The following is a 20707-nucleotide window of genomic DNA, read 5'->3' on the forward strand; positions in this document are numbered from 1 at the left end:
AGCCATGAAAATCTTCAAACTGCCCGACCTGGGCGAAGGCTTGCAGGAAGCGGAGATCGTCGAATGGCATGTGAACGATGGCGATGAAGTGCGCGCGGATCAACCGTTGCTGTCGGTCGAAACGGCGAAGGCGATCGTCGATATTCCGTCGCCGCAATCCGGCCGCATCACGAAGCTGTTCGGACGGACGGGCGATATCGTGCATCTGGGCGCGCCGCTTGTCGCGTTCGAAGGCGAGGGCGACGATGCAGACGCGGGCACTGTCGTCGGCCATATGGAAGTTGGCCAGCATGTCGTGCAGGACGCGCCTGCGTCGCTTGGCACGAGTGGTGGCGTCGGCGCGGGCGGCGGTGTGATCAAGGCGATTCCAGCGGCGCGCGCGCTTGCGCGCAAGCTGGATGTCGATCTCTCGATGGTGACGCCGTCCGGCCCGGAAGGCGTCATCACGGCGGCTGACGTGCAGCGCGTCGCGAAGATAGCTGGCGAAGTCGGCCCGCCCGAAGTGCTGCGCGGCGTGCGGCGTGCGATGGCGCAGAACATGGCGCGCGCGCAAAGCGAAGTGGCCGCCGCGACCGTGATCGACGATGCCGACATTCACGCGTGGCCGCCGCACACCGACGTGACGATCCGTCTGATCCGCGCGCTGGTCGCGGGCTGCCGCGCTGAGCCGGCACTGAACGCATGGTTCGACGGCCATACGGGGCGACGCCACGTACTGGAGAAGATCGATCTCGGCATTGCCGTCGATCTACCCGATGGGCTATTCGTGCCGGTGCTGCGCGACGTCGCGCATCGCGATGCGGCGGATCTGCGCGGTGGTCTCGACCGGATGCGCGCCGATATCCGCGCGCGCAAGATTCCGCCGGAAGAAATGCGCGGCAACACGATCACGCTGTCGAACTTCGGGATGATTTCGGGGAAGTACGCAGCGCCCATCGTCGTGCCGCCGACCGTCGCGATCCTCGGCGCGGGGCGCATCCACGAACAGGTGGTCGCGGCAGACGGCGTGCCTGCCGTGCACCGGATCTTGCCGCTCAGCCTGACGTTCGATCACCGCGTCGTGACAGGCGGCGAAGCGGCGCGCTTCCTGGCGGCGACGATCGCGGATCTGCAGAACGCGTGATAGCCGGTAGTCCCATCAAGGCACGGGTTCTGGCAGCGAAACGCGCGCAACATGCATCGCCCTTGCGATGGGCAGCAGGCAACCGTCGTCGCGCCAGTATGCGTTGAATTCAAGTTTGCAGAAGATCGCCTGGCGTGTGCTCGGCGTAATTCGCCAGCATGGCATCGATAAGAGCGCGAGCCTCGCGGTCGATGCACGTGAGAGCAACGCTCTCCGACTCGTATGTAACGGGATCGGCGAAGTCACCGGCGACGTGTTGTTTTCGTGTCCTTCTACGTAACGACCACGTGACGCGATACGTCAGCGCGATTCCATCGGACAAATGGACCGTGCGCGGCTCCATGTGCGCTTCGATAACATATCCGCGATAACGCCCGACAATGTGATGTTTCATTGATTGACTTCACCGTTTTTCGAGCAATGGTCTCCGCCGCCCGGAACTGCAGAGCGCCAATTGTTTCATGAAGGGCTGAATCGATCGGGTGGATGTAGCCCACGGCGAAGGCATGGTCGTACCAGTCGCTGAGCCAAGCGCGCAGCTTGCCGAACGGTCAGGCAGCCAGGCGGCCTATCCCCATTTCCGGACGGCGCTGGCCCGGCGGAAACACGTGCCATGTGCCGTCGTCATGGCGAAAGAAGAAGAGTGAAAACGTCCCGGTCGGCCGATCGATTTGAATGCACACGCAGCATGTTCCAGCCGAGCGGAAGCGGTCCAGCAGACGCACGCACGCCCCGCGGCCCCGCGTCGGGCCAACGAGTTTTTCGACCTCAGAACGCAGTGATCTGTTGCCCGCCATGATTTTCCCTTCGATATACGATGAATCGATGCTATGGAGATCGGTGCATGCGTTCAATCAGCGCTGGCGGAATGTCGTCTCAGGAAGCGCTGGTTTCAGCCGTCAGGACTTCCTGACTCAGAAACAGCGTGCAGAACTGCATTTACGGAGGCGGTCATACCCCGCCGGCGATACTCAAAGATCGAGAACCAGCTCCGCGGATTTCGCACGCGACACGCAAACCATGATCTGCGTTTCTTTCTCGTCGTCGCGCAGCACGAGGTCCCGGTGATCCGCCTCCCCTGAGCACAATGCTGTCTTGCACGAGCCGCAGGTGCCGCTTTCGCACGAACTCGGCACGCGCACGTTGGCGTCGCGCAGCACCTCGAGGATCGAGCGATTGGCGGGAATGTCGAACGACGTGCCGCTGCGCGAAAGCCGCACGGTGAACGGCGTGCTTTCGCGCGCATCCGCATTGCTTGCACCGAAGCTCTCGAAGTGCACCGTGCCCGGCGGCCAGTGGCCGGTCATGTCCCGCACGGTGTCCATCAGCGCCTGCGGGCCGCAGCAGTACACGTGTTGCGCCGACTTCGACCTCTCGAACACAGGCCAGAAGTCGAATGCTTTCGACAGGTCGCCGTGATCGTGATGAATCTTCACGTCCGAACGCCATTCGTCGCTGGTCAGTTCTTCGAAGAACGCCGTGCCTTCCGGGTCGCGGGCGAGGTAGTACAGCTTGAACGAGCGCAGGCCTTCCGCTCGCAACTGCCGCGCCATCGACAGCATCGGCGTGATACCGATGCCGCCCGCGACGAGAACGAATGACTTTGCGCGCTCATCGAGGGGAAACTCGTTGCGGGGCAAAGAGACGTCCACGGCGTCGTCCTCGGCCGTATCGTCGATGAAGCTCATCGAACCGCCGCGTCCGTTGCCGTCACGCTTGACCGCGATGACGTAGCGATTGCGCTCCTGCGAGTCATTGCAAAGCGAATAACTGCGTCGCGAACCGTTGGGCACCACGACGGTCAAGTTCGCGCCCGCCTCGAACGGCGGCAACGGCGCGCCTTGCGGGTCGGTCAGTTCAAAGCGCCAGATGTCACGGGCGATCTTCTCCTTGCCAGCAATCTTCAGACGAAGAAAACCGTCTTCCAGTGGGGGCGTCATGTCTGTCTCCTTCTGACCAGTCCAGTCTTGCGTTGCATCAACATGGATTGCATCTTATAGTTAGATCTCTAATGATGCAAGTCAAGACGCACGATTTTTCGCGATCTTGCTCTCGGTATAAACCCGTTCTTGCCAGCGACATAAAGCCGCCGTAACCTGAATATTAGAGCTCTAATTAAACGGTGAGAGGGACGCTGTTCCTGCCGGTATCCAGAGTGAAATTCGGAGAGATTCAGTCATGGCACATTCAACGTTGCACTCAGGGGACCTATCCCTGTCTACCATAGCCGACTCGGCGGCGGAGGAGGCGACATACCGCAAGATCACGTTAAGGCTAATGAGCTTTCTTTTCCTGTGCTGGGTCCTCAACTATCTCGATCGCGTCAACGTCAGCTTCGCGCAGCTGCAGCTGAAGCACGATCTCGGGTTGAGCGACGCGGCGTACGGGCTGGGCGTGAGTCTGTTCTTTATCGGCTACATCCTGCTCGAAGTGCCGAGCACACTGTTGCTGCGGCGCATTGGCGCCCGCAAGACCGTCACGAGGATCATGCTGCTGTGGGGCGCCATCTCGACTGCCATGGCGTTCATGACCGCTCCATGGCAGTTCTATCTCGCCCGGACGCTCCTCGGCGCGGCCGAAGCGGGCTTTTGGCCCGGCATCATCCTCTACCTCTCGTACTGGTACCCGTCGAAGCGCCGCGCTCGTATCACGTCGCGGTTCCTGCTGGCGATCGCGGTTGCGGGCATTGTCGGCGGCCCGCTTTCTGGATTCATCCTGCAAAACTTCATGGACGTCTGGGGCTTTCGTAACTGGCAGTGGCTGTTCTTCCTTGAAGGCGTGCCCGCCGTGATTGCCGGTGTCGTTGCTTACTTTTACCTGATCGACCGGCCGCAAGATGCGAGGTGGCTGACCGAGGATCAAAAACGAATTGTCATCGGCGCGCTCGACGAGGAAGGTCGCAGCAAGCCGCATAACTCGCCGAGCACGCTCCTCGCGGCGCTGCGCGACCCGCGCGTGTACGTGATTGCCGCGGGCTGGGCCACGGTGCCCATTTGCGGAACCATCCTCAACTACTGGACGCCCACGATCATCAAACAGGCGGGCGTTTCCAACCTGTTGCAGATCGGCTTCCTGTCGGCGCTGCCTTATATCGTCGGCGCGGTTGCCATGCTGCTGATCGCACGCAGCTCCGACCTGCGGCTCGAGCGCCGCTGGCACTTCGTGCTGTCGACGACAGCGGGCGCCACGGGCGCGGTGCTCCTGACGGTTCTGACGCACAACTCGGTTGCCGCCATCGCGTGCCTGAGTCTCGTTTCGGTGAGCTATTTCGCGGCCGCAGCCATTATCTGGACGATTCCGCCGAACTACCTGAAGGGCGCGGCGGCCGCCGGCGGCATCGGCGTGATCAGCAGTCTCGGTCAGGTGGGCGCTTTCTTCGCACCAATCGTCCTCGGCTGGGTGAAGAGCGTGACCGGCAGCTTTTCGGCCGGCATCCTGCTGGTGGCGGCGCTCGTTTTCATCGGCGGCATCGCCGTCTTCATCGGCGTGCCGCGCGAGCGGCAGGCACGGCAATCCGGCGCGTGACGATGCACGCGACGGTCAGCATTTTGACAGTCAGACAGGAGCAGGAATGAGCAAGCTTCAACTTTCCATCGCGGTGGGCAACTACGACCGGATGCGGCCGCTGATCGACGGCGACGTCCAGATCGACGGTGTCGATCCGGTGTTCATGCTGCAGGACCCGGAGGAAATCTTCTTTCGTGCGTTCCGGCACGCCGATTACGACATTTGCGAGCTTTCGCTCAGCAGCTATTCGGTGAAGACGGCCGCGGGCACCTCGCCCTATATCGCGGTGCCGGTCTTTCCGTCGCGCGCGTTCCGACACAGCTCGATCTACGTGCGTTCCGACCGTGGGATGGACCGGCCCGAGGACCTGAAGGGCAAACGCATCGGCGTGCCGGAATACCAGCTCACGGCCAACGTATGGGTGCGGCTCTTTCTCGAAGAGGAATATGGCGTGAAGGCGTCGGATATCCGCTGGGTGCGGGGCGGCTACGAGGATCCGACGCGCGTGGAGAAGATTGCACTCAAGCTGCCTGAAGGCGTCGTGCTGGAAAGCGCACCCGAAGGGCAGACGATCTCGAACCTGCTGGCCGACGGCGAGATTGACGGCGTGATCGGACCGCGCGCGCCGTCCTGCTTCGACCGTGGGCATCCGAAGGTCAAGTACCTTTTCGATGATCCGCAGAAAAGCGCCGCCGAATGGTACGAGCACAGGCAGCTCTTCCCGATCATGCACACGCTGGGCATTCGCAAGACGCTCGCGGATCAGCACCCGTGGCTGCCCGGCGCGATCGCGAAGGCGTTCGAGCAATCGAAGGAACTGGCGCTGGCGCGTTTGAGCGACACCTCGGCGACCAAGGTGACGCTGCCGTTCGTCGAGGACCAGTTGCGCAATGCACGGCGTCTGATGGGGCACGACTTCTGGTCGTACGGATTCGCGAACAACGAGCACGTGATCGACCGCTTCCTCGCGCAGCACCACGCCGAGGGATTGTCGAGCCGTCGCCTGCAGCCTGCCGAACTGTTCCACCCGGCCAGCCTGGAGCGATTCAAGATCTGACCTCTCGCGGCGGTTGTTCGAGCCGTCGCGCATCCGGCAGGCGCTGGGTGCGCGACGGATGCGCGGAAGGGGACAATACATCCAATATACTCAGTAATCCGGAATACAGATGAACATGAAGAGACACACATTCCCGCTCGCCTGCGGCGGGTTGCTGACGCTCGCCTGCACGGCGGCCCATGCGCAGAGTTCGGTCACGCTCTACGGCATCGTTGATGCGGGCGTCGAGTACGTCAATCGGGTGCCCCAGGGCAGTCAGACGGGCTCGGTGATCCGGGAACAGTCGGGCAATCTCGCCGGATCGCGCTGGGGGCTCAAGGGTTCAGAGGACCTTGGCGGCGGCTACAAGGCCGTGTTCACGCTGGAGGGCGGGTTCAACGTGAACACCGGCGCGCCAGGTCAGAACGGACGGCTGTTCGGCCGCAAGGCATTCGTTGGCGTGTCAACGCCGTACGGCACGCTCACGCTCGGACGTCACCAGAACCTGCTCTACGAACTGATGTACAAGTACGACGCGCTGACGTTCAACCCCGGCTATTCCGCGCAAAGCATGGACAGCCAGTTCGTGAATCGCGCGGACAATTCGGTGCGCTATGGCGTGCACCTCGGCGGCGTCACGTTCGCGGCACTGTACAGCACCGGGTTCGACGCGACGATTCCGAACGGCGGGAGCGTGCCCGGCGCAACGAAGGTGGGCCGCGAAATGAGCGCGGCGGTCCTGTATGATCGCGGGCCGTTCAGCATCGGTTTGACGTACGACCAATTGCAGGGCACCTCGATCGCCACACAGAGCAATGCGCAGCAGCGCGCGCTGCTCGGCGTGTCGTACGACTTCGGGCCGGTCACGACGCTGGCCGGCCTGCGCTGGCTGAACACGCGCAATACGGATGTGCCGCCGAGCTCGCTGCTCTATTGGGGCGGCGTGACCTGGAGGGTGAATGCGCCGCTTGCCATTTCCGCCAGCGTCTATCACACGCAGTTTCGCAACCCGCACGGCGGCCCGACGATGGGGGTATTGCTCGTCGACTACTCGCTGTCCAAGCGCACCGATGTGTATGCGGAGGGCGCGTATGTCTCCAATCGTTCATTCTCCAATGTCGGTATTCGTGGCACAGGCGTGGACATTGCGCCAGGCATGGACCAGGCGGGCGTGACCGTGGGCATTCGCCACACGTTCTGAGCGTCCCAGGGGATGCGCTCCAGTGCCTCGCGCGCGGGCTAAAGCGCTATGATTGTCACCGGTCTGGTCTCAATAACAGCGAGGAAGGTATGGCAGCAGCACGTACTTCGGGCAAGGGCAAGGGCGGGGTCGCGAGCGAGGACCCCATCCTGCGGCACTGGCGCGAGGCGGTTCCGGATGATCGTCTTGCTCACCTGGTGAAAGATGCAGGCCGCGCCATGATTCGCGGTCTGCAAATGCGCCTGGCGCAGCATGAAGTCTCATTCGGCCACTGGGCTTATCTGCGTGTGCTATGGGTCACCGACGGGCTTACGCAGAAGGAGCTCAGCGACGAGACCGGCACCACCACGCCCACCACGTTCAGTGCGGTGTCGGCAATGGAAAAGCTCGGGTATGTCGAACGCCGCTATGAGCCCGGCAATCGCAAGAACACGCACGTCTATCTCACGCCGCGCGGCCGGAGCCTGAAAAACAAGCTCGTCCCGCTCGCGGAAGAAGTCAACGAAATTAGCGTCAGGGGCCTGAAAACCACCGAGATCAACGTCGCGCGGAAGGTTCTGCTGACGATCATCGAGAACATGGCACGCGACGAATCCGAGTCGGACAACCCGGCGCTGCGCATTCCGTCGACGCGGGAAGTGGGCAATCTGATCGCGGCACGCGGCGAAGAAATCGATCAGGATTGAGGCGCAGCTTGGCGCTTCAGGTCCTTCCCGAGTAGCATATTAATTATAGATCTAATAATATTGGCGGACGTGCCAAGTCCACGACAGGCACGACGGCAGGCCACGGCATGCTGCTCTCTCGCTCAAAAAATACGGATCTGGAATGGATGGAATGACCCGCGCGGCGATGACGCGCAATGTCCGCGATGCGCTCGCGGAAGATGTCGGCGAGGCCGACTGGACGTCGCTACTGATCGACCCCGACGCTTCAGCCGAAGCCGTCTTGACCGTACGCGAACCCGCCCTGTTGTGCGGCAGACCGTGGTTCGATGAAACACTCCAACAGGTCGACCCGCGCATCACGATTGAATGGTTTGTCGGCGAAGGCGAACGGATGCACGAAAGGCAGGCCGTCTGCCGGATCGCTGGCCCGGCGCGCGGTATGCTCACCGCCGAGCGCACCGCGCTCAACTTTATTCAGTTGCTTTCTGGCGTGGCCACCGAGACAAGCGTGATGACGCGGATTGTCGAAGGCACGTCTGCGCGAATTCTCGACACGCGAAAACCGCTTCCGGGATTGCGCCTCGCGCAAAAATATGCAGTTCGTGTTGGCGGCGGCGAAAACCATCGTCGGGGGCTGTACGACGGCATTCTGATCAAGGAAAACCACATCGCGGCGGGCGGCGGCATTGCGTCGACGCTTCGCGCCACTCGAGCATTGGGTGCGGGTGTGCCCGTGCAGGTCGAGGTGGAGACGCTCGATGAGTTAAAGGAAGCGTTGGCCGGGGGCGCCGCGGCGATTCTGCTCGACAATTTCTCGATCGAGACGATGCGCGAGGCTGTGCGTGTCACCGCAGGGCGCGCCGAGCTGGAAGTCTCGGGCGGTGTGACCGAGCAGACGCTGCGAACCATTGCCGAGACCGGCGTGGACCGTATTTCGTTAGGTAAGCTGACGAAGAACGTCAGGGCGATTGATTTTTCGCTGCGCTTCGCGGCGTTCGAGGGGTAACGAGATCGGGGCGCATGTGTGCGCCCCGTAGAAGGAAGCACTGGCAAAAAAATCCCTCGTTTTAACTGTACCAGGCTCAGTTCAAACGAGGGCAGTGAGGGCTTTTGCGCTTACCTCGAACTATCAAAGCGTTATATCTGCGCCCGTTTCGCTCGACTTCAGAATCGCGATACAGATTTCCAGCGTGCCCTTTGCCCATTCGCCATCGTGAAGGGGCGAGTGTCCGTCGACGACCGCGCCATACAACTCGTCGATGACTTCGGCGCGCGGCACGACGGGTGCAGGCAGTGGCAGCGTTTGGCGCTGCTCGTCGCCGTAGACGACGATTGAATCGGGCAGCGGGCGCAGGTCCGCGCGTTCGCACGAGACGATGATCGGACCGAAATGCTGATGAAAGCGCGGCGGCTCGTCCGCGGCGGCCGTCGGCGGCTTGTATGCCGATCCGCCGTAGGTGCCGGCCGCCTTGAGTCTGGCTTCGTCGCCCGAGGACGCGAGCGTCTCCAGACGGCGGCGGGCGCTGCCGTACGTGTCGGGGCTTGTACGATCGCCCATTTCGCCGATCCAGCCGCTCCACTCTTCGGTGTTGAAGTAGCCATAGCCGTTGTACGAGAGCGAGGCATAAGCACCGTTCTCGAACCAGATCAGCGCCGAATAAGCACCTTCGGTCGGGCGTGACGGATCCCACCGTCCCACACTCGCGCGCAGCCGCGTCGCGCGCGAGCCGGCGAGCATTCGCACGATGTCGACCTGGTGAGCCGCCTGGCTGAAGACGGCGCCGCCACCTTCAGCCGTGGCCAGCTCCTCGGGCCGGCGCGGGCGGTACAGGTAGTCGGTGTAGTTCACGGCCTGGATCATTTTCACCGCGCCGAAATCGCCGCGACTGATCAATTCGCGCGTACACAGGTACGGCGTGTCGAAACTGTGGCAATGGCCGACGATCAGATGCACGTGCGCTGCGCGGCATGCAGCGATCATGCGATCGCAGTCCGCAGCGGCGAGCGCCATCGGCTTTTCGACCAGCACGTGTTTGCCTTTTGCCGCGGCAATTTCAGTGTGCTGCGCGTGGAACTGGTGCGGACTCGCAACGTAGATGATCTCGACGTTGGGGTCATCCGCCAACTCCGCCACGTCCGCATAGGTGGGCGCAGCGAAGTCGGCGGCGAACTGCCGCCGCGCTTCGTCACGCGGATCGCACGCAGCGACGAGTTGGACTCTGGGGTCGCGCAGGAAGGTCGGCAGCATCAGCGAGAATGCCCGTCCCAGTCCTGCGACCCCGATGCGCAAACGGCGCTGCTCCATGGCCGTGTGCCTCCTGTTATTGCTTGACCTGATAGTCCGTTGCAAGCGCGGACGGCTGGTCGGCCGGTTCCGGATTCTTTTTGCTGACGTAGCGCGCGGCATACGTGCGCCAGTCGATTTCCTTCGGCACGACAGCCTGGTACGAACACACTTCCCGGGAAATCGCCTTTGCACCGGTGCCAATTGCTTCGCCATCATTCTCGAATTCGGCGATCGCATCGATCATGCGGCGACGGAATTCGACGATGGCGAGATCGCTCGCGCCGAGGCGCTCGTCCGAGCGGTTCGCAATCGGGCCCATCGTGACCCACATCGCGATGTCCTGGTTCGGGAAGCCCGAAATACCCGTGAAATTGCCAGCTTTCATCGCCTGGCGGTCCTGCCAGAAGCGGTTGTCGTGATTGCGCAGCGGACGATAGTACTGGTCCAGATCAACACCGACCTGCTGACGCAGGAACTTGCGCCACGTTTCGTTTTCCGGCGTCGTCTCCGGATCGCCCCAGGCGATGAAGTAGAACGCCGTGTTCGTGTCGTCCATCGGCACGTTGATGTTCGCAACGTTGTAGAGATTGTTCGGCGGAATCAGCACCGTTCCCGGCGCCACGAACACCGTGGAGCGCACGTAGTCGTGCGTGTTGGCGTTGAAGATCGGGCGGCGCAGCGCAGCGTAACGGAAGCCGTAGTCGGTGCGCTCGACCTGCAGGCGCGGGGCCTTGTCGGTGGACGGGCGCAACCAGTTCTTCCCGGTCGCTTCGGCGCCGCCGACGCGTGCCGGCACGAAGTCGGACGAATGCAGGCTGGAGCTGTGCGCGGAGTCGATCGCGCCTTCGAGGATTTGCGCCCAATTGCACGGCAGCAGCGCCTTGGCGATGCTCACGCGGGTGTCGGCAGTCGGCGCCCAGGCCGGCGGCACGAATTCGGGGATGACGTCTTGCGGGCCCATATACGCCCACACCATGCCGCCCCATTCCTGCACCGGGTAGGCCTTGTGCTTGACCTTGTCGGTCATGCAGCTCGCGGCCGGCTCGGACACCATTTCAAGCACGTTGCCCGAGACGTCGAACTTCCAGCCGTGATACAGGCAGCGCAGGCCGGAGTCTTCATTGCGGCCGTAGACGAGCGATGCGCGACGGTGCGGGCAGTACTCGTCCAGCACACCAACGCTGCCTTCCGAGTCCCGGAATACGACGAGGTCTTCGCCAAATACGCGCGCTTTGACCGGCGCACCATCCGGCTCGCTGACTTCTTCGATGAGGCAAACCGGCGTCCAGTGCCGGCGCATCAGTTGGCCCATCGGGGCATCGCCTTCAACGCGGCACAGCAATTCATTTTCTTGGTGGGTCAGCATGGAATGTCTCCCGGCGACAGGTCGCCTTCATCAACAGGTGTTGCTCAACTATATTAGAGATCTAGTTAAATTGGCAAGAACCTTTGGAGGCATCCGGGAAAGTACGTATGGTCGGAAGTGCCGCAGGATCAGGAATATTCGATCCCTAATATAGATAGGCGGGATTCATCGCCGATCGATCTGATTTGTGAGGCGCTGGTTGCGCGTGGTGTGATGCGCTTCGGCGGGGACGGCTACGTTGTCGTCATCGATCTCGGGAAGCATGCGGGGGTGAATCCGTCGAAACAGGAAACGGAGGGCAATTTTTTCGGTGACTACACCGGCGCGAAAGGGGCGCGCAACGGCAAGCGGCGACCGGTGCTGCACATCGCGGTGACGATCTTTCCGTCGCGGGAGTTTCGTTTTGGTTCGATCTATGTGCGAGCGGATCGCGATATTGACAAGCCTGAAGACCTGAAGGGCAAGCGCATCGGCGTGCCCGAATGCCGGCCGAACTGCTTAGTCTCTAGTTCCAAGTGCAACACCTTGAATGAGATAGGGTGTTGCGATGAAGAAGAACTACAAGCATCTGAGTGCGGAAGAACGCGCGGCGATCATGATCGAACATCGGAAGGGTGGCAGCATACGAACTCTCGCGCGACCGCGCAGATTGACCGAAGGCAGCGCGCTTTATCGGCGTATGCATGATCACCTGGTCTACTGGCGCTGGTCGCCGCAGCAAATCGCTGCCAAACCAATGACAACGACGGCGTGTAAATTACGCCTTTTTCACGTAGGCGTTACACCACCCTTTTGCGTCGACCAGTTTGCCCCCGTAGGTCGGACACGGCCCATTCGTGGAACCGGGTTTGCCTTGATACAGTTGGCAATTGGCACAGGTCTGCCCTGCCTGGTACCGAGGGGATTTCGTCTTGTCGACCTTCGACGCGTCCATCTTGTATCCGAGCGCCTGTGCGGTCGGATCGTTTTCGCGGGGGCCGGCCCAGTCGGGGCTCTCCGACCCACATCGCGTAAACACACTCGTCGAACACATGAGTCAGGCGCAGAAAGTGGGTGTGTCCGTTCCTGGGTCACGCACAAAGCCATTCCGGGGCGTAGTTCCGAGGTCGGGCTGGGTTGAAAGTCAGGCATTATTGACGGCGCGCAAAATCACACGACGGTTTTTTTGCGATCCGTCCTGTCAGTGAGATGGGAATGAGACGGGACCACGCGCAATACGGAAGAGGTCAAGCGCGGTGTCTGGGCGAACCCGTAGATTTTCGCGTGCGAATTCGACCAATTCGTTGAGAACGAGGTTGTTCTGATAATGGTCCATGAAAAGCCTGGCAAAGCTGTGGGCGATCTCAGGATCAGGTACCCTTCGGGGCTCGTCTCCGTGATGAGAAAATCGACACTGATCGGCTCGGGAAAAATGTCGCGTTTGGGATGGGATACGTCGAACTTGCAGCATAGTCGCAGGTGCTGTTGATATCGAAGATCGGCCAGGACTCCCGGAGTCAACGATCTCCGGCACCCGTTCCAAAAGCAGGAAGCGGGTCAGGGTCCGTTGGTCAAGAATTTCGTAGCGTCGGTCTACGCGTATGCCGGATTGGCTAAGATGTCGCTGGGTTGCGCGCGCTTCCGAAGCTTGATTCGCGGGGTCGCGCCGGCAAAACAGAAAACGTGGTCACGCTCCCACTCGGAGGCCATTCATGACTATCGGCGTGTATGCGACGCTGGTCGCGACGTCGCTCGTGCTGCTCCTCGGCGAAAAGCTCGTGCAATGGATCGGCGTGCTACGGGCCTATTCGATTCCGGCGCCGGTGGCAGGCGGGCTCATCGTCGCGATCTGCGTGCTGATTACGCGCATCACCACGCACGTCGAGATCAAGTTCGATTCGACGATGCAGGTGCCGCTGATGCTCGCGTTTTTCTCGACGATCGGTCTGAATGCGCATCTGTCGAGCCTGAAGGCGGGCGGACCGGTGTTGATCCGCTTTCTCGCGCTGGTCAGCGGGCTGCTGATCCTGCAGAACGTGGTCGGCCTGCTGCTCGCGTTCGCGCTCGGCGTCGATCCGCTGCTCGGCATTCTCGGCGGCTCGGTCACGCTGTCGGGCGGCCACGGCACCGGTGCCGCATGGAGCCAGGTCTTCACCGAGCGTCACGGACTGGAGTCGGCGACCGAGATCGCGATCGGCTGCGCGACGTTCGGGCTCGTGATAGGTGGCGTGCTCGGCGGTCCGCTCGCGCGGCTGCTGATGCGGCGAATCAGCGCCGACGAACTGCTGAGCGTCGGGCAGCGCGATGAAGAAACGCTGGTCTTCGAGGAGCCGAAAGCTCAGCAGGCCACCACCCCCGCCGCAATCATCACGACGCTCGCGCTGATCTCGATCTGCCTCGCGGGCGGCGAAGTGTTGGCCGACCGGATCGCGGGCACCGTGTTCGAGTTGCCAACCTTCGTTTGCGTATTGTTTACCGGCGTGGTCCTGAACAACGCGCTCGCGCTGGTGCGTGTGCGCATCGACCAGCACGCAGTCGCGCTCATCGGCAACGTGGCGCTCGCGCTCTTTCTCGCCATGGCGCTGATGCGTCTCAATCTATGGGAGCTTGCCGCGCTCGCCGTGCCGATCGTCGCAATCCTCATCGCGCAGACCGTGCTGATGGCGCTCTACGCGGTGTTCGTCACGTTTCCGGTGATGGGCCGCAACTACGACGCGGTCGTATTGTGCGCGGCACAATGCGGGCTCGGCCTTGGCGCCACGCCGACCGCGATCGCGAACATGCAGGCGATCACGAACCGCTTCGGCCATTCCCATATGGCGTTCCTGATCGTGCCGATGACTGGCGCGTTTTTCATGGACATCGTCAACGCGATCATCATCAAGCTGTTTCTCACGCTGCCGTTTTTTCATTGAGCGCGGTGGCATTGGCGGATCAACCCGAGCAAGCACATACCATGAGCGATCAACCCAGCAACAAGCCGGTCGGCTTCGCCAAAGGCCTGACCAACTACGGCGACCGCGAGTTCAGCGTGTATTTGCGCCGCACGTTCGCGAGTTCGATGGGCTATAGCCGCGAGATGCTGGACCGGCCGATCGTCGGCATCGCACATTCGGCGAGCGGCTTCAACAACTGTCACCGGCATTTTCCCGAGATGATCGAGGCGGTCAAGCGCGGCGTGCTCGCGGCCGGTGGTCTGCCGATCGAGTTTCCGACCATCTCGCTCGGCGAGACGTTCCTGACGCCGACGAGCCTGAAGTTCCGCAACCTGATGTCGATGGACGTCGAGGAAATGACGCGCGCGCAGCCGATGGATTCGGTCGTGCTGCTCGGCGGTTGCGACAAGACCGTGCCCGCGCAGCTAATGGGCGCGGCGTCCGCGAATCTGCCCGCGGTGCAACTGGTCGCCGGGCCGATGTCGACGAGCCGGCATCGCGGCGAGCGGCTCGGCGCCTGCACCGATTGCCGGCGTTTCTGGGCCAGATTCCGCGCAACCGAAATCGACGCGCAGGAAATCGGCATCGTCGAACGACGGCTCGCGTCGACCGCGGGCACCTGCGCGGTAATGGGCACCGCAAGCACGATGGCGATCATCGCCGAAACGCTTGGCATGATGCCCGCAAATAGCGCCGCGTGTCCCGCCGTCGATGCGGACCGTCTGCGCATCGCGGAACAAACCGGGCGCGTCGCGTTCGATCTGATCGCGAAACCGATCCTGCCGAGCGAGATCATCACCGCGCAGTCCGTCGAGAATGCGCTGCGCGTGCTGCTCGCGATCGGCGGCTCGACGAACGCGATGATTCATCTGACGGCGATCGCGGGCCGTGTCGGCGTGAAGGTCGATCTGCAGCGGCTGAACCAACTGAGCGACACCACGCCGGTGCTCGTCAACCTGAAGCCGGCCGGCGATCACTATATGGAAGACCTGTACGCGGCGGGTGGCGTGCCGGCGATCCTGCGCGAGATCAAGCATCTGCTGCATCTCGACTGCCGCACGGTGACCGGTGAAACCCTCGGCGACCGGCTGCACGATGTGAGCTGGGTCGATCACACGGTGGTGCGGCCGTACGCGCAGCCGGTGCGCGACAATGGCGGCCTCGTCGCGCTGTTCGGCAACCTCGCGCCGCGCGGCGCGATCCTGAAGCGTTCGGCGGCCGACCCCAAACTGTTCGAGAAGGAAGGTCGCGCGGTCGTGTTCGAATCGCTCGAAGACCTGGCCAACCGCGTCGATAGCGACGAGCTCGACGTCAGCGCCGACGATTTTCTGGTGCTGCAAAATGCCGGTCCCACCAGTGCATCGGCGATGCCCGAAGCCGGTTATCTGCCGATTCCGGCAAAGCTCGCGCGCGCCGGCGTGAAGGACATGGTGCGGATGTCGGACGCGCGCATGAGCGGTACCGCGTACGGCACAATCGTGCTGCACATCACGCCCGATGCGGCGTCGGGCGGCCCGCTAGGGCTCGTGCGCAACGGCGATCGCATTCGCTTGAGCGTCGCGAATCGCTCGCTCGAATTGCTCGTGCCGGATGACGAGCTCGAGCGACGCCGCGCCGCGTTGCCGGCGCGAACGCAGACGCCGGCGAAGCGCGGCTATGCGAAGTTGTATGAGCAGGAAATTCTGCAGGCCGATGAGGGCTGCGATTTCCAGTTCCTGAAGTAACCGGGCGCCAATGAACCAACAGGATTGACACAGTCATGAGCGATCAACGACACCCCGCACCCGACAGCACCGCCGCGCGCGTCGCGTTATGGCGTGCGCTGCACGTGCAGGCCGACGCGCCGCCGCACGTGCTCGAAGACGAAGTCGGCTTGCAGTTGCTGGCACCCGCCGAAGACTGGCGCAGCCGCGGCGACATGGACCCGCGGTTCACGCGGCCGTTTCGTGCGTCGATCGTCGCGCGCGCCCGCTTTATCGAGGATCTGGTCGTCGAGCAGGCCCGGCGCGGCGTGGGTCAATACGTGATTCTCGGCGCCGGTCTCGATAGCTTCGCGCAACGCCGGCCCGACATCGCGTCGCGGCTCACCGTGTTCGAGGTCGACCCGCCGGGACCGCAAACGTGGAAGCGTCAGCGGCTGAGCGAGCTTGGTTTCGGGTTGCCGGACTGGCTGCGTTTCGTGCCGGTCGACTTCGAAGCGGGCGATAGCTGGCGGCAGCGTCTCGTCGCCGAAGGGTTCGACGAAAGCAGGCCAGCCGTCGTGGTGTCGACCGGCGTCAGCATGTATCTGACGAAGGAGGCGAACGCGGCGACGCTGCGTGAAGTGGCCGGGCTCGCGCGTGGCTCGACGTTCGCGATGACGTTTCTGCTGCCGCTGGAGATGGCGGACCCGGACGTGCGCCCCGGACTCGAAATGGCGGAGAAGGGCGCGCGTGCGAGTGGTACGCCGTTCATCAGCTTCTTCACGCCGCAGCAGATCATCGCAATGGCGCGCGAAGTCGGCTTTGACGAGGCGCGGCATGTGTCCGCGGCCGATCTGACGCAGCGCTATTTCGCGGGTCGCACGGATGGCCTGCGTCCGCCGGCCAATGCGGAGGAATTGCTGGTGGCGAACACTTAGGGGCTGGTGCGGTGTGTGATCCGGCGGCTGAGTCTTGAATGCGCAAACGCTTCCCCCACGCGGCTATAATCGCGCTCGAATCTGCCCAGGGAAGTCTACTCATGAAAAAGATCGCTGCCTTCGCACTCGTCGCCTGTGCACTCGCTGCCTGCTCGTCCCCGGAAAAGCAGGCGCAGCGCGTCCAACAGGACATCCTTCACAGCGAACCGAATCTCGCCGCCGCGCAACGCAACGCGGTGATCGATTGCACGCCGGCCAATTGCGATGCCGCCTGGGCGGCGACGAAGCGCTATATCGAGCAGCATTCCGACACGCACGTGATCCGCGCGGATGCGATCGCGATCGATACCGACGTGCCCGACGATTCGGGCAAAGCCGCTTTCTCAGCGACCCGCGCGGACAAGAGCACGGGCGGCGCGACGCTGTCGCTGTTCGCGCAGTGCCGCGGCATGTACGGGCCCGACAGCGAGAAGGGCTCCGACTACGACGAGTGCGCCGACAAGATCCTGAAGACTCAGAACGGATACGTGCCGTACCTTCGCTCGCACGCGTCGGCGCAGTAGGCGCCAGGCTACCGGTACCGCGGCGACCCAATCGCCGGCACTCGCGTAACGACTCGCTGAAGCATCGCCAGAATGCGACGGGAGGCGCTATGCTGATGCGTCTTCGCCTCGCGGAACCACCTCATGCACGCTCCTGGCGCAACCGTGCCGATCTCGCTCGTCAATGGTTTCCTCGGCAGCGTCGGGACTCGGCCGGATATCGTCGACCGGCATCTGTCGGCCGCGAACATCCCGCGTGCGCTTCTGGACCAGCCTGGGGCGCGCGTCACCGAGGAACAGTTCTCGACGCTCTATCGCGCGCTCGCGATCGAACTCGACGATGAAATGCCCGGCGTTTTCTCGCGGCCGCTGCGCAGCGGCGCGCTCAAGTTTCTGTGCCTGAGCCTGCTGGACGCGCCCAATCTCGAAACCGCGATGCACCGGTTCGGCCAGTTCTTTCATCTCGTGCTCGACGACTTCCGCTTCGAGTCGCGCCGGGGCGAACTCGTCGCGAGTCTGACGCTGCATCCGGGAAGCACGGGCGCGCAACCCGGCGTACTGGGCCAGGAATTGATGCTGAAATTGGCCCATGGGATTGCGTCGTGGCTCATCGGCCAGCGGATCGCGTTGTTGCAGGTGCAATTCGCCTTTCCCCGTCCGCCTCACGCGCTCGAGTATCTGTATCTGTTTCCCGGACCGGCGAAGTTCGACTGCCCTCAGACCTCGATGCAGTTCAGCAGTGCCTATTTCGACATGCCCGTGCGCCAGCGCAAGGCGAACCTGCGCAGATTTCTCGCTCGCGCGCCCGAAGACTGGATCTTCGTGTCGTTCAACGAGCAGCTTTTCAGTCATCGCGTGCGGGAATATCTGGCGTCCCGGCTACCCGACGTCCCGACCATCGAAGAGGCGGCCGAAGGCCTGCACTGTTCGGTCAGAACGCTGTGCCGTCGGCTCGCCGCCGAGGGCACCGCGTTTCAGGTGCTCAAGGACGAACTGCGCCGCGACATCGCGATCCTGCGCCTGACAGGCACGCGCGAGCCCATCGCCATCATTGCGGGCGACATCGGCTTCGGCGACCCGACCGCCTTTCACAGAGCGTTCCGTCACTGGACGGGCAGCACGCCGGCGGCCTATCGCCGGGGTGGCTGATCTCGTCACATCAATGCGTCGGCGATACGTGCCGACGCGGCTCCGACGCGCCGCCCACCCCCGCCGGCGTGGCCAGGGATGTCAATAGATCGTCCGGTTTGGACAACCGGGTAGGGCCTGTCCGGCGCTACGATTCAGCCATACGTTACCCCGGCCGCAGCGCCGCAAGACGGGTGACATCCCCTACGTACTATCTGATCGGAAGAATGGCAATGAGCTACGTCGCGCCTCTCAAGGACATGTTGTTTGCAATTACGGAACTGGCCGGCATCGACCAACTGTCGGGCTTGCCCGGCTGCGAGGACGCGACCGCCGACACCGCGCGGGCCGTGCTCGAAGAGGCCGCGCGGCTGCACGAGGGCGTGCTTGCGCCGCTGAACTTCGACGGCGACCGCAGCCCGAGCACCTGGAAGGACGGCGCGGTGAGCGCCACGTCCGGTTTCAAGGACGCGTTTCGGCAGTTCACCGAAGGCGGCTGGCAGGGTTTACAACATCCGTCTGAATACGGCGGTCAGGACCTGCCCAAGCTGCTGTCGACGCCCTGCATCGAAATGCTCAACGCCGCCAACCTGTCGCTGGGACTGTGTCCGCTGTTGACCGACGGCGCGATCGAAGCGCTGCTGACGGCGGGTAGCGAAGAGCAGAAGCAACGCTACGTGCCGAAGCTGATCTCCGGCGAGTGGACCGGCACGATGAATCTGACCGAGCCGCAAGCCGGCTCCGATCTCGCGCTCGTGCGCACCCGCGCCGAGCCGCAAGCCGACGGCTCGTACCGGATCTTCGGCACGAAGATTTTCATTACCTGGGGCGAGCACGACATGACCGAGAACATCGTGCATCTGGTGCTCGCACGCACATCCAACGCGCCCGAAGGCGTGAAAGGCATTTCGCTGTTCACCGTGCCGAAGTTCCTCGTCAATGAAGACGGTTCGCTCGGCGAGCGCAACGACGTGCACTGCGTATCGATCGAACACAAGCTCGGTATCAAGGCGAGCCCGACTGCGGTGCTGCAGTTCGGCGATCACGGCGGCGCGATCGGGCAGCTCGTCGGTGAGGAGAACCGCGGTCTGGAGTACATGTTCATCATGATGAACGCCGCGCGCTTCGCCGTGGGGGTACAGGGTGTGGCCATCTCGGATCGCGCGTACCAGCAGGCCGTCGCGTATGCGAAGGAGCGGGTCCAGAGCCGGCCCGTCGATGGATCGGCGAAGCAGCCGGTCGCGATCATCCAGCATCCCGACGTGCGGCGCATGCTGTCGACCATGCGCGCGCTGACCGAAGGCGCACGCGCGCTGGCCTACGTGGCGGCGTCGCATTGCGATCTCGCGCATCGTCATCCGGACGACGCGACGCGGGCGAAGCATCAGGCGATCTACGAATACCTGGTGCCGATCGTGAAGGGCTGGAGCACGGAGATGTCGCTGGAGGTGACGAGCCTGGGTGTGCAGGTGCACGGCGGCATGGGCTTCATCGAGGAAACCGGCGCCGCGCAGTACTACCGCGACGCGCGCATTCTGCCGATCTACGAAGGCACGACGGCGATCCAGGCGAACGACCTGGTCGGCCGCAAGACCATGCGCGACAACGGCGAGGTGGCCGGGATGCTGCTCGGGCAGATCGACATGACATTGGCGGGGCTGCAAGCGCATGCCTCGTACCGTTCGAGCGCCGCCTTTCAGGCGATGCACCGGCATCTGTCCGCCGGCCGCGAGTCATTGAACAGCGCGGTGCGCTACGTCATCGAGCACGTCAAAAGCGACCCGAACGCGGTGTTCGCGGGCAGTGTCTCCTATCTGATGCTCGCGGGCATCGTGCTCGCGGGTTGGCAAGTCGCACGCTCGCTCGTGCTCGCGGCCGACAAACGCGATGAAGATCCGGCTTTCTATGACGCGAAGATCGCGACCGCGCACAGCTACGCGACCCAGGTGCTGCCTCGTGCAGTCGCGCTCGAAGCGGCGATTCGCGGCGCTCGCGACGGCGAAGGCGCATTGGCGCTGCGCGAAGACCAGTTTTGATCGATCAAGAGACGTGATGTGCCATTTAATGCGGTAGGGCTCGGCCCTATCGATAGGGAAGGAGAGTGTTGTGAGAGTTCTTGTAGCAGTCAAGCGAGTGGTCGACTACAACGTGAAAGTCCGCGTGAAATCGGACGGTACGGGCCTCGATATCGCGAACGTGAAAATGTCGATGAACCCGTTCGACGAAATCGCGGTGGAAGAAGCCGTGCGTCTGAAGGAAGCGGGCGTCGCGACCGAGGTGATCGCCGTGTCGGCCGGTGTGACGCAGGCGCAGG

Annotated in this window: 19 protein-coding genes and 2 pseudogenes; 15 read left to right on the top strand and 6 right to left on the bottom strand. The window is 62.9% G+C overall.

Annotation, left to right across the window (positions count from 1 at the left end):
* The first annotated feature begins 4 nt into the window (after positions 1–4).
* The gene (locus tag F6X42_RS26645) at positions 5–1123 is read left to right on the top strand and encodes a dihydrolipoamide acetyltransferase family protein (protein WP_187637064.1); all 1119 of its coding nucleotides are present in this window, start codon (positions 5–7) and stop codon (positions 1121–1123) included.
* Positions 1124–1232: 109 nt separating this feature from the next.
* On the opposite strand, the gene F6X42_RS26650 is transcribed toward F6X42_RS26645, so the two are convergent.
* The 3 genes from F6X42_RS26650 to F6X42_RS26655 all read right to left on the bottom strand — a co-directional run bounded on the left by F6X42_RS26650 (position 1233) and on the right by F6X42_RS26655 (position 3063).
* A complete protein-coding gene (locus F6X42_RS26650; RefSeq protein ID WP_246530222.1) occupies positions 1233–1517 on the bottom strand; it encodes a hypothetical protein in 285 nt (94 codons plus the stop codon).
* A 157-nt stretch (positions 1518–1674) separates the two neighbouring features.
* Positions 1675–1920 (bottom strand): hypothetical protein, encoded by a 246-nt coding sequence (locus tag F6X42_RS44215; RefSeq protein ID WP_246530223.1) that lies wholly within the window; start codon positions 1918–1920, stop codon positions 1675–1677.
* 174 nt (positions 1921–2094) lie between these two features.
* Positions 2095–3063: a PDR/VanB family oxidoreductase gene (locus F6X42_RS26655; RefSeq protein WP_187637065.1), complete on the bottom strand. Its 969-nt coding sequence runs from the start codon at positions 3061–3063 to the stop codon at positions 2095–2097.
* A 238-nt stretch (positions 3064–3301) separates the two neighbouring features.
* On the opposite strand from F6X42_RS26655, the gene F6X42_RS26660 reads away from it, so the two are divergent.
* The 5 genes from F6X42_RS26660 to nadC all read left to right on the top strand — a co-directional run bounded on the left by F6X42_RS26660 (position 3302) and on the right by nadC (position 8541).
* On the top strand, positions 3302–4648 hold the full coding sequence (locus F6X42_RS26660; RefSeq protein ID WP_187637066.1) for an MFS transporter: 1347 nt from the start codon (positions 3302–3304) through the stop codon (positions 4646–4648).
* Positions 4649–4694: 46 nt separating this feature from the next.
* Positions 4695–5687 carry a substrate-binding domain-containing protein gene (locus F6X42_RS26665; protein WP_187637067.1) on the top strand — a complete coding sequence of 331 codons (993 nt, stop codon included), beginning with the start codon at positions 4695–4697 and terminating at the stop codon, positions 5685–5687.
* A 109-nt stretch (positions 5688–5796) separates the two neighbouring features.
* On the top strand, positions 5797–6867 hold the full coding sequence (locus F6X42_RS26670; RefSeq protein ID WP_187637068.1) for a porin: 1071 nt from the start codon (positions 5797–5799) through the stop codon (positions 6865–6867).
* Between the two features lie 89 nt (positions 6868–6956).
* Positions 6957–7553, top strand: coding sequence for a MarR family winged helix-turn-helix transcriptional regulator (locus F6X42_RS26675; RefSeq protein WP_090812401.1), 597 nt, complete (start codon positions 6957–6959; stop codon positions 7551–7553).
* A gap of 142 nt (positions 7554–7695) precedes the next feature.
* Positions 7696–8541 carry a carboxylating nicotinate-nucleotide diphosphorylase gene (gene nadC / locus F6X42_RS26680; protein ID WP_187637069.1) on the top strand — a complete coding sequence of 282 codons (846 nt, stop codon included), beginning with the start codon at positions 7696–7698 and terminating at the stop codon, positions 8539–8541.
* A 123-nt stretch (positions 8542–8664) separates the two neighbouring features.
* Here nadC and F6X42_RS26685 read toward each other — a convergent pair whose 3' ends face one another.
* Both F6X42_RS26685 and F6X42_RS26690 read right to left on the bottom strand, forming a co-directional pair.
* Positions 8665–9840: a Gfo/Idh/MocA family protein gene (locus F6X42_RS26685; RefSeq protein WP_187637070.1), complete on the bottom strand. Its 1176-nt coding sequence runs from the start codon at positions 9838–9840 to the stop codon at positions 8665–8667.
* Positions 9841–9856: 16 nt separating this feature from the next.
* A complete protein-coding gene (locus F6X42_RS26690; protein ID WP_187637071.1) occupies positions 9857–11188 on the bottom strand; it encodes a Rieske 2Fe-2S domain-containing protein in 1332 nt (443 codons plus the stop codon).
* A 363-nt stretch (positions 11189–11551) separates the two neighbouring features.
* On the opposite strand from F6X42_RS26690, the pseudogene F6X42_RS26695 reads away from it, so the two are divergent.
* Both F6X42_RS26695 and F6X42_RS46435 read left to right on the top strand, forming a co-directional pair.
* Positions 11552–11671 (top strand): annotated as a pseudogene (locus F6X42_RS26695) (ABC transporter substrate-binding protein); the annotation flags it as partial.
* A gap of 64 nt (positions 11672–11735) precedes the next feature.
* Positions 11736–11921 (top strand): annotated as a pseudogene (locus F6X42_RS46435) (IS30 family transposase); the annotation flags it as partial.
* Positions 11922–11945: 24 nt separating this feature from the next.
* On the opposite strand, the gene F6X42_RS26700 reads toward F6X42_RS46435, so the two are convergent.
* Complete coding sequence (locus tag F6X42_RS26700; protein ID WP_187637072.1) at positions 11946–12221, bottom strand: high-potential iron-sulfur protein; 276 nt, start codon at positions 12219–12221, stop codon at positions 11946–11948.
* Between the two features lie 658 nt (positions 12222–12879).
* Between F6X42_RS26700 and gltS the strand changes: the two genes are divergently transcribed.
* The 7 genes from gltS to F6X42_RS26735 form a co-directional block, all read left to right on the top strand.
* A complete protein-coding gene (gltS, locus tag F6X42_RS26705; RefSeq protein ID WP_187637073.1) occupies positions 12880–14082 on the top strand; it encodes a sodium/glutamate symporter in 1203 nt (400 codons plus the stop codon).
* Positions 14083–14123: 41 nt separating this feature from the next.
* The gene (locus tag F6X42_RS26710) at positions 14124–15827 is read left to right on the top strand and encodes a dihydroxy-acid dehydratase (RefSeq protein ID WP_187637074.1); all 1704 of its coding nucleotides are present in this window, start codon (positions 14124–14126) and stop codon (positions 15825–15827) included.
* Positions 15828–15862: 35 nt separating this feature from the next.
* Positions 15863–16723 carry a class I SAM-dependent methyltransferase gene (locus tag F6X42_RS26715; protein ID WP_187637075.1) on the top strand — a complete coding sequence of 287 codons (861 nt, stop codon included), beginning with the start codon at positions 15863–15865 and terminating at the stop codon, positions 16721–16723.
* Between the two features lie 101 nt (positions 16724–16824).
* Complete coding sequence (locus tag F6X42_RS26720; RefSeq protein WP_187637076.1) at positions 16825–17286, top strand: hypothetical protein; 462 nt, start codon at positions 16825–16827, stop codon at positions 17284–17286.
* A gap of 123 nt (positions 17287–17409) precedes the next feature.
* On the top strand, positions 17410–18414 hold the full coding sequence (locus F6X42_RS26725; protein ID WP_187637077.1) for an AraC family transcriptional regulator: 1005 nt from the start codon (positions 17410–17412) through the stop codon (positions 18412–18414).
* A 212-nt stretch (positions 18415–18626) separates the two neighbouring features.
* Entirely contained in the window at positions 18627–20429 is a 1803-nt protein-coding gene (locus F6X42_RS26730) for an acyl-CoA dehydrogenase (protein WP_187637078.1), read from the top strand.
* A 70-nt stretch (positions 20430–20499) separates the two neighbouring features.
* Positions 20500–20707, top strand: a 208-nt coding sequence (locus F6X42_RS26735) for an electron transfer flavoprotein subunit beta/FixA family protein (RefSeq protein ID WP_376776431.1), incomplete at its 3' end; no start/stop codon positions are given.

The sequence above is a fragment of the Paraburkholderia podalyriae genome (genome assembly GCF_014397785.1).
Classification (GTDB): Bacteria; Pseudomonadota; Gammaproteobacteria; order Burkholderiales; family Burkholderiaceae; genus Paraburkholderia; species Paraburkholderia podalyriae.